The sequence below is a fragment of the Gammaproteobacteria bacterium genome, assembly GCA_003696665.1.
GTDB lineage: Bacteria > Pseudomonadota > Gammaproteobacteria > Enterobacterales.
Window position 1 is genome coordinate 1 of record RFGJ01000328.1, and the last position, 2,038, is coordinate 2,038.

A 2,038-nucleotide genomic window follows, 5' to 3' on the forward strand; every position below is an offset into this window, starting at 1 on the left:
AGGATACCTATCGTGAAAAAATTGAAAATCGCGTCGATGTTGGCCGCACTGCTCCTCGCACTGGTCGGGCCTGTTGTCCCCGTCCAGGCAGAGGGGGAAACCCCTCCCCAGAAGGCCAGGAATATGGAACTGGTCGGTCGGATTGGTGGTCAAACCACCGCCGTCGCCGTGCAAGGCCATTACGCCTACCTCGACGAGGGCGCGGGGCTGACCGTCCTCGATATTTCCGACCCGACAAACCCCGTTGTGTTGGGAAAAACTCCGCCGCTTCCCGGCATGGTATATGACGTGGCAGTGGAGGGCGGCCTGGCCTACGTTGCCGATGGGTATGGCGGCCTGCACATCATCGACGTGAGCGACCCGGCCAACCCCACCGAGGCAGGCTCCTACGACACGCCGGCGAAGACCAATGGGGTGGCCGTGGCGGGCGGCCTGGCCTACCTGGCCGATGGGCTTGGCGGCCTGCGCATCATCGATGTGAGCGACCCGGCTCACCCCACCGAGGCAGGCTCATACAACACGCTGGGGTGGACCTATGGCGTGGCCGTGGCGGACGGTCTGGCCTATATGGCCGCTGGGATTGGCGGCCTGCACATCATCGACGTGAGCGACCCGGCCAACCCCACCGAGGTAGGCTCTTACGACACATTGGGGGAGGCCAATAGCGTGGCCGTGGCGGGCAGCCTGGTCTACGTGGCCGCTAAGGATAGCGGCCTGCGCATCATCGACGTGAGCGACCCGGCCAACCCCGCCGAGGTAGGCTCCTACGACACACCAGGGAATGCCTATGGCGTGGCCGTGGCGGGCGGCTTGGCCTACCTGGCCAATGGTGACCTGCGGGTGGTGGACGTAAGCGACCCGGCCCACCCTGCTGAAGTCGGCTTCTACGACTCGCCGGGGTGGGCCGAGAGCGTGGCTGTGGAGAGCGGCCTGGCCTACCTGGCCGATTGGTCTGGCCTGCGGGTGGTGGACGTGAGCGACCCAGTCCACCTCGCCGAGGTAGGCGCCTACGACACGCCGGGGTATGTCTGGAACGTGGCCGTGGCAGGCGACCTAGCCTACGTGGCCGCTGGGGTTAACGGCCTGCACATCATCGACGTGAGCGACCCGGCCCACCCCGCCGAGGCAGGCTCTTATGGCACGCCGGGGGCTCCCATGGGCGTGGCCATGGCAGGCGGCCTAGCCTACGTGGCCGATGACGCTGGCGGCCTGCGCATCATCGACGTGAACGACCCGGCCAACCCCACCGAGGTAGGCTCCTACGACACGCCGGGGTGGGCCGAGAGCGTGGCCGTGGCAGGCAGCCTGGCCTACGTGGCCGATGGCGCTGGTGGCCTGCGCATCATCGATGTGAGCAACCCAGTCCACCCCGCCGAGGTAGGCTCCTACGACACGCCGGGGTGGGCCGAGAGCGTGGCCGTGGCGAGCGGCCTGGCCTACGTGGCTGATCACACTGGCGGCCTGCGCATCATCGACGTGAGCGACCCGGCCCACCCCACCGAGGTAGACTCCTATGCCACGCCGGGGTTTCCCCAAGGCGTAGCCGTGGCGGGCAACTTGGCTTACGTGGCCGATGACATTGACGGCCTGCGCATCATCGACGTGAGCGACCCGGCCCACCCCGCCGAGGTAGGCTCCTACGACACATCGGACACACCTGGGAATGCCTATGGCGTGGCCGTGGCGGGCGGCTTGGCCTACGTGGTCGATGGCATTGGCGGCCTGCGCATCATCGACGTGAGCGACCCGGCCCACCCCGCCGAGGCAGGTGCCTACGACATACCGGGGTTTCCTCTTGGCGTGGCCGTAGACGGAGACATGGTATACGTCGCCGCCGGAGATGCCGGGATGTACATCTTACGAACGCAATCCCTCGACCTCGACGCCCTCCAAAAGGAAAGCCGCGGCTATCTGGAGTGTCTGCATCAGACGGCCTACGACGGTTTCTACGGCTCACCCTCCCTGCCGCTGCCCGCCTATGATACCGGCGCGGCATCGGATTTGTTGGATACGTTGACCGGCGAGACATCTCCGCCCT

1 protein-coding gene is annotated in these 2,038 nt (G+C 66.6%); it reads left to right on the forward strand.

From position 1 onward, the window contains the following. A partial coding sequence (locus tag D6694_08595; protein ID RMH41717.1) for a hypothetical protein occupies positions 1 to 2,038 on the forward strand: 2,038 nt, incomplete at both ends.